Here is a 6,549-nt window from a genome sequence, read left to right on the forward strand (position 1 = left end):
CGGGCATCGGCATCCTCGCCAATTCGCGCCTTGAAGTGCGCAACGCGACGGCCCGGCGCTTCACCGCGATGGTCGGCGTCGACGACAACGCCACCGACAAGACGCATGCGGTGACCTTCGCCGTTTATGGCGACGGCAAATTGCTCGGCACCAGCCGCCCGTTGAAATGGGGCGCGGCGGCGCAGCCGCTGTCGGTCCCCGTCGCGGGCGTGAAATTGATCGAGCTCGTCGCGCGCAGCCCGGGCGCCGATAACCAAAGGCTGCCGGTCACGTGGGGCGATGCAGCCCTCCTCGCGCGCTGAGGCGATCATAGCGCTGGATGCAATCGCAAGGCCTTGGTCGCTGAACGGGGCGCGCCTGTCGCGGCGCGCCCATCATTCCTTGGAGAGACGTCACATGTCGAGCCGCCGTTCGAAGCGCATGAAGCTGGCCCTGCTGACCGCCGCCTGCGCCGTGCCCCCGATGGCCCATGCGGCCGACATCCGGCAGACCGCCGACGCGCACGCGGCCGAGATCGTCGCCAAGCTGACCGTGGACGAGAAAATCGGGCAGCTGGTCAATGTCGCGCCCGCCATCCCGCGCCTGAATATTCCCGCTTACAATTGGTGGACCGAGTCGCTGCACGGCGCGATCGGCGCGGTGCCGACGACCAACTTCCCGGAGCCGATCGGGCTCGCCGCGACCTTCGATGCGCCGCTGATCCACGACGTCGCGCGGACGATCGGTACCGAGGTCGCGGCGCTCCACACGCTGGGTCGGCAGACGGGCAAGCTCGGCAAGATCGGAACCGGACTCGACACCTGGTCCCCCAACATCAACATCTTCCGCGATCCGCGCTGGGGGCGCGGGCAGGAAACCTATGGCGAGGACCCGTACCTGACCGCGCGGATGGGCGTCGCGTTCGTCACCGGCGTGCAGGGCCCCGATCCGGAGCTACCCACCATCGTCGCCACGCCCAAGCATTTCGCGGTGCATAGCGGACCCGAATCGACCCGGCACACGGTCAACGTCTTCACTTCCGCCCACGACCTGGAGGACACCTATCTCCCGGCGTTCCGCGCCGCGCTCGTGGATGCAAAGGCGGGATCGGTGATGTGCGCGTACAACCGTGTCGACGGGCAGCCGGCCTGCGCCAGCGACCTGTTGCTGAAGGACCATTTGCGGGGCGCCTGGGGCTTCAAGGGCTACGTCGTGTCCGACTGCGACGCCGTGGTCGATGTGTACGAGCATCACCGCTACGCGCCGGACGGGGCGGCCGGCGTGGCGGCCGCGCTGAAGGCCGGCGTCGACAATGAATGCAACAACGCCACGCTCGGCGGCGCCACCAATCTGGGCGAGCGGTACAAGGCGGCGCTGGAGCGGGGTCTGCTCACGACCGGCGATCTCGATCGCGCGCTGGTGCGGCTCTTCTCCGCGCGGCTGCGCAACGGAGACCTGCCGGGCGTTCGCCCGCTGAACGCGGTGCCGGTGAGCGCGATCGGCACGCCCGACCATCGGGACCAGGCGCTGACGGCGGCGGCCAAGAGCCTCGTGCTTCTCAAGAATGACGGGGTCCTGCCGCTCAAGCCGGGGGCGAAGATCGCGCTGGTCGGCCCGCTGGCGGACGCCACGCGCGTGCTGCGCGGCAATTATTCTTCTTCGCTTTCGGCGCCTCCGATCTCGGTGCTGGACGGGCTTCGCGGGGTCAGCAAGCCCGGACAGGTGATGCTCGTCCCCTACGCCCCCTCGATCACCGACGGCGACGTAGTGCCCGATGCGGCATTCCGCACGCCGAGCGGCAAGCCGGGACTGAAGGTCGAATATTATAACGCGCTCGACCAGGCGGGCGCACCCGGCACGCCCATAACCTATGGGCCGCGCCCGGCCCTGACACGGACGGAGCCCAACATGGTCGCCGCCCGCGCGCAGACGGCCGCCGTTGCGCAGAAGACCAAGATCGTCTGGACCGGCTTCCTCGTCCCGCCCGAAACCGGCACCTATCGCGTGGCGGTGACGGGCGTGAAGGGTGCGTTGACGGTCGACGGAAAGCCCGCCGTTTCGGCGACCGACTATTCGCGCTGGGCCGAGCCGCTGAAACTGGTCGAGGTGCCGTTGGTGAAGGGGCGGCGCTATCCGCTGCGCTTCCAGTCCGAAGGCGGCCCGGCGCAGCCGGCGATGTTCTGGAAGCGCATCTCCACCGATCCCGATCGCGACCTCCGCGACGGAGCCGCCGATGCCGACGTGGTGGTGGCCGTGGTCGGCCTGACCGCCGACCTCGAGGGCGAGGAAATGCCGGTCAAGATCGAGGGGTTCGCCGGCGGCGACAAGACCTCGCTCGATCTGCCCGCCGACCAGCGCGCATTCCTGGAGAAGGCCAAGGCGCTGGGCAAGCCGCTGGTGGTGATCGTGATGAACGGGAGCACTGTCAACCTCGCCTGGGCCAAGGACAACGCCTCCGCCATCGTCGAGGCCTGGTATCCGGGACAGGCCGGCGGGCGGGCGATCGCCGACGCGATGACGGGGCGCCGCGACTTCGGCGGCCGCCTGCCGCTGACCTTCTATCAGAGCGTCGCCGACCTGCCGCCGTTCGACGATTACGCCATGACGGGGCGGACCTATCGTTATTATGCGGGCACGCCGGTCTATCCGTTCGGCTACGGGCTGAGCTACACCAGCTTCAGCTACGGCCCGCTGCAAGTGTCGCCGTCCGTCGGGGGCGCGGAGCATGGCCTGCGCATCACGACCACGCTCCGCAACACCGGCCAGCGTGAGGGGGACGAGGTGGCGCAGCTGTACCTGAACTTCCCCGACGTGCCGGGCACGCCGCGCGTCGCGCTGCGCGGCTTCCAGCGGCTGTCGCTGAAGCCGGGCGAGCAGCGGACAGTGAGCTTCGATCTGTCGCCGCGCGACCTCAGCAGCGTCACCCCCGACGGCGACCGGCGGGTCGCGGTGGGACAATATCGGGTCACGGTCGGTTCGGGACAGCCCGGCACCGGCGTGGCCGGGCAGTCGGCCGACTTCACCACAGCGGCGGAAGTCGCGCTGCCGAAGTAGGCGCGCTTCGCGCTAGGCGCGCCGCAGCGATGCTCCGCGCAGCGTGACGGCCCGTCCGGGCTGCAATTGCACCGTTTCACGGGCCTGGCCGCAGCGCACCGTCAGCCGCTGCGCGACCGCCGAAGCAAGCCGCACCTGCCCAAGCTTACCCTCGCGCCAGCTCAGGTCGACGGTGCAAGCCCCCCGCGCGCGCAGGCCGGTCACCGATCCCGTGGGCCATGCGGTGGGCAATGCCGGGAGCAGCAGGAGCTCGCCCGGACGACTCTGCATCAGCATTTCGGCAATGGCGCGGGCCCCGCCGAAATTGCCGTCGATCTGGAACGGCGGATGGGCGTCGAACATGTTGGGATAGGTGCGCTCGGGACCCAGCAGGAAGCGCAGGATGCGATGCGCGTGATCGCCGTCGCGCAGCCGCGCCCACAGATTGGCACGCCACGCGGTGGCCCATCCGGTTGATTCGTCGCCGCGCAATTCCAGCGAACGCCGCGCGGCGGCGGCGAGCGCGGGCGTGCGATCGACATCGATCTGATGGCTGGGGAACAGGCCGTAGAGGTGCGAGACGTGGCGATGGTGCGGATCGGGCACGTCGGCGTCCCAATCCTGCTGCCACTCCTGCAACTGCCCCTGCCTGCCGATCTTGTCGGGCGCCAGCCGGGCGCGCGCGGCGCGTACCTGTCCGACGAAATCGGCGTCCGTTCCAAGGATCGTCGCCGCCTCCGCCACCTGATCGAACAGGTCGCGCAGGATCTGCTGGTCCATCGCCGGTCCGGCGCACAGCGCGGCACCGCAGGGGTGGTTGTTCTCGGGCGACATGGACGGGCTCGTGACGAGCGCGCCGGATGCCGGATCGGTCTGCAGCGTGTCGAGGAAGAACAGGGCCGCGCCGCGCATCAGCGGGTAGACCGAACGCAGATAGGCGACGTCGCGACCATAATCGTAGCGGTCCCACAAATGCGTGCACAGCCACGCGCCGCCCATCGGCCAGAGGCCGAATTGCGCGCCGTCGATCGGCGCGGTCGCGCGCCACCCATCGGTATTGTGATGCGCGACCCAGCCGCGCGCGCCGTACATCGCCTTCGCGGTGCGCTCGCCCGAAATGGCGAGTTCGCGCACCAGCGTGATCAGCGGCGTGGTGCATTCGGCCATGCCGGTCGGCTCCGCCGGCCAGTAATTCATCTCGGTATTGATATTGATGGTATATTTCGAGCCCCAGGGCGGCTTGACGCTCTCGTTCCACAAGCCCTGCAGGTTCGCCGCCTGACCGCCCGCGCGCGACGATGCGATCATCAGATAGCGCCCGTAATGGAAATAGAGCGCGGCAAGCGCCGGATCGTCGCTCTGTTCGCTCGTGGCGATGCGGATGTCGGTGGGTTGGTCGGCGGCGGCGGTGCGGCCGAGATCGAGCGTGACCGTGCCGAACAGGCGGCGATGCTCGGCGGTCGCGGCGGCGGCGATCGCCGCGAAGGACCGGCGCGACGCGCCCGCGAGCTGGCCCGCCACGATCGCGGCGGGATCGCCACCCACGTCGTCGAAGCGGCGGTAGCTCGTCGCCATGGCGAGCAGGATCGTCGCGGTCGTCGCGCCCCGCAGCCGCAGCCGCCCGTCCGCGACGGACAATTGCCCGCCCTCGTGCAGCAAGCGGGCCTGCGCGGCGAAGCGGAGCGCGCCCTTTACGCCGTGATCGTCACGCCCCTGGCCGAGGACGGTCAGCGTATCACCGGCGGCCGAGGGCGACGATCGCTGCGGCGAAGTCAGCGCCACGTCGAGGTCGAGCCGGCCGGGCCGGTCGGCGGTGATCCGCACCGCGATCACTTGATCGATCGGCGAGGCCAGCACCTCGCGCCGGTAGCGCACCCCGTCGAGCGTGAAGCGGGTCGTGGCAACCGCCGCGTCCAGATCGAGCGCGCGCTCATAGTCCCCGGCCGCCTGCGGGCTTGTGCCGGGCATGTCGATCAAGAGGTCGCCGATCGGCTGATACGCCATCTGGCTGAGCGGTATGGCCATTACCTTGGCATTGGCCAGCGCCTCGGCCTCGGCATATTTTCCTTCGGCGATCAGGCGGCGCACGTCGGGAATGGCGGCGCGCGCGGCGGGGTTCACCGGATCATAGGGGCCACCGCTCCAGAAGCTGCTCTCGTTCAGCTGCAACCGTTCGTGCGCAACGCCGCCGAACACCATCGCGCCGAGCCGGCCATTGCCGACCGGGAGAGCCTCGACCCACTTCTGCGCAGGCTGCCGATACCAGAGCCGCAGCGGCGACGCGGACGGAGCAGCGGCGCGGGCGCCCGGTGCGGCGGCGATTGCGACGCCCGCTGCCACCCCATCCAGCACCATGCGCCGGCTGACCTCGAACCGCGTCGGCTCCGCCATCTCTCATCCCTTCCGCTTTACGCCGGCACCACATTCGAGAGCAGCCGCGCGCCATTTGCGGGAGGGTTTAACGGCGCGAGCGCCGCCATGCCATCGCCGATCGGCGTGTGGCCGCCTAGGGCGCGACCTGCACGTCGAAAGCGTGCCAGGCGTTCGCGCCATGATCGTACACCTGCACGGTCGTTCCGGCGATGACGGCATCGTAGAAGGTCGCGGAGGCGCGGTCGTAGCCGCGCGCGGTCTGACCCTCGATCGCCATCGACACGAAGGTTTTGTCGGTGACGTCGTACAATTCGGGCAAGGTTCCGCCGAAGCCCGCCGAGCGATCGCCATCGAAGCCCTGAAGCTGGTCACCCCGGCTTTCCGCCGCGATGCGCAGGTGTCGCCCGGCGCCATGATCGTAAAGGCCGGCGACCTTCGCGCCGGTGATGAAGGCGTAGGCGGAGGCGGCGGTCATCGCGCGGGTGTTCGGGCTCATTGCCCCACCTGAGCGTCCGCCGGGCGAGAAATCAACCGCCCGCACGGAAAGGGCCGGCCGAAAAGCCGACCCGTGCGTTGAGACCGCGATGACCGATACGATCGACAGTTTGCGCGAGCAGATGGAAGAGGCGGCGCGCGCGCTCGATTTCGAGGAGGCCCGCCGCCTGCGCGACCGGATCAACCTGATGCGGGGCGGCGCCACGGCCGGCGAGGCGGAGCAGGCCGACGCGTCGGGCCTCGCGCGGCAGCGTCCGGGGGCGATGGGCCTGGGCACCAACAAACGCGGCATCGAGCCGTCGGCGGGATGGAACCCCCCGCCCAAGCCCGACCTGATGACACGCGGCGGGCGCCCGCCGCGCCGGTGAAACCGACCGGGTTGGGTATGATCGCGGTCAGCATTCGACGACGTTGACGGCGAGCCCGCCCAGGCTGGTCTCCTTATATTTGGAGCGCATATCCTCGCCGGTCTGCCGCATCGTTTCGATCACCTGGTCCAGGCTGACGAGATGGCTGCCATCGCCGTTGAGCGCGAGATAAGCGGCGTTGATCGCCTTGATCGCGCCCATCGTGTTGCGTTCGATACACGGGATCTGCACCAGCCCGCCGATCGGGTCGCAAGTCAGGCCAAGGTTATGCTCCATCCCGATCTCGGCGGCATTTTCGATC

General features: G+C 69.3%; 6 protein-coding genes. 3 read left to right on the forward strand and 3 right to left on the reverse strand.

Features of this window, described 5'->3' with window-relative positions; translation table 11 throughout:
* Together ACOJSF_RS06850 and ACOJSF_RS06855 are read left to right on the forward strand one after the other, a co-directional pair.
* On the forward strand, nt 1-302 hold a 302-nt coding region (locus tag ACOJSF_RS06850), incomplete at its 5' end, for an NPCBM/NEW2 domain-containing protein (protein ID WP_420141467.1).
* A gap of 94 nt (nt 303-396) precedes the next feature.
* Nucleotides 397-3,033: a glycoside hydrolase family 3 C-terminal domain-containing protein gene (locus ACOJSF_RS06855; protein WP_420141468.1), complete on the forward strand. Its 2,637-nt coding sequence runs from the start codon at nt 397-399 to the stop codon at nt 3,031-3,033.
* A 12-nt stretch (nt 3,034-3,045) separates the two neighbouring features.
* On the opposite strand, the gene ACOJSF_RS06860 is transcribed toward ACOJSF_RS06855, so the two are convergent.
* Together ACOJSF_RS06860 and ACOJSF_RS06865 are read right to left on the reverse strand one after the other, a co-directional pair.
* On the reverse strand, nt 3,046-5,403 hold the full coding sequence (locus ACOJSF_RS06860) for a glycosyl hydrolase family 95 catalytic domain-containing protein (RefSeq protein WP_420141469.1): 2,358 nt from the start codon (nt 5,401-5,403) through the stop codon (nt 3,046-3,048).
* Nucleotides 5,404-5,518: 115 nt separating this feature from the next.
* Nucleotides 5,519-5,881, reverse strand: a complete 363-nt coding sequence (locus ACOJSF_RS06865) for a hypothetical protein (RefSeq protein ID WP_420141470.1) — start codon at nt 5,879-5,881, stop codon at nt 5,519-5,521.
* An 88-nt stretch (nt 5,882-5,969) separates the two neighbouring features.
* Between ACOJSF_RS06865 and ACOJSF_RS06870 the strand changes: the two genes are divergently transcribed.
* Nucleotides 5,970-6,248, forward strand: coding sequence for a UvrB/UvrC motif-containing protein (locus ACOJSF_RS06870; protein ID WP_420141471.1), 279 nt, complete (start codon nt 5,970-5,972; stop codon nt 6,246-6,248).
* A gap of 27 nt (nt 6,249-6,275) precedes the next feature.
* On the opposite strand, the gene ACOJSF_RS06875 is transcribed toward ACOJSF_RS06870, so the two are convergent.
* Nucleotides 6,276-6,549: L-serine ammonia-lyase, iron-sulfur-dependent, subunit alpha (locus ACOJSF_RS06875; protein ID WP_420141472.1), on the reverse strand; the 274-nt coding region annotated here is incomplete at its 5' end.

The sequence above is a fragment of the Sphingomonas sp. genome (assembly GCF_048594985.1).
Classification (GTDB): Bacteria; Pseudomonadota; Alphaproteobacteria; order Sphingomonadales; family Sphingomonadaceae; genus Sphingomonas_I.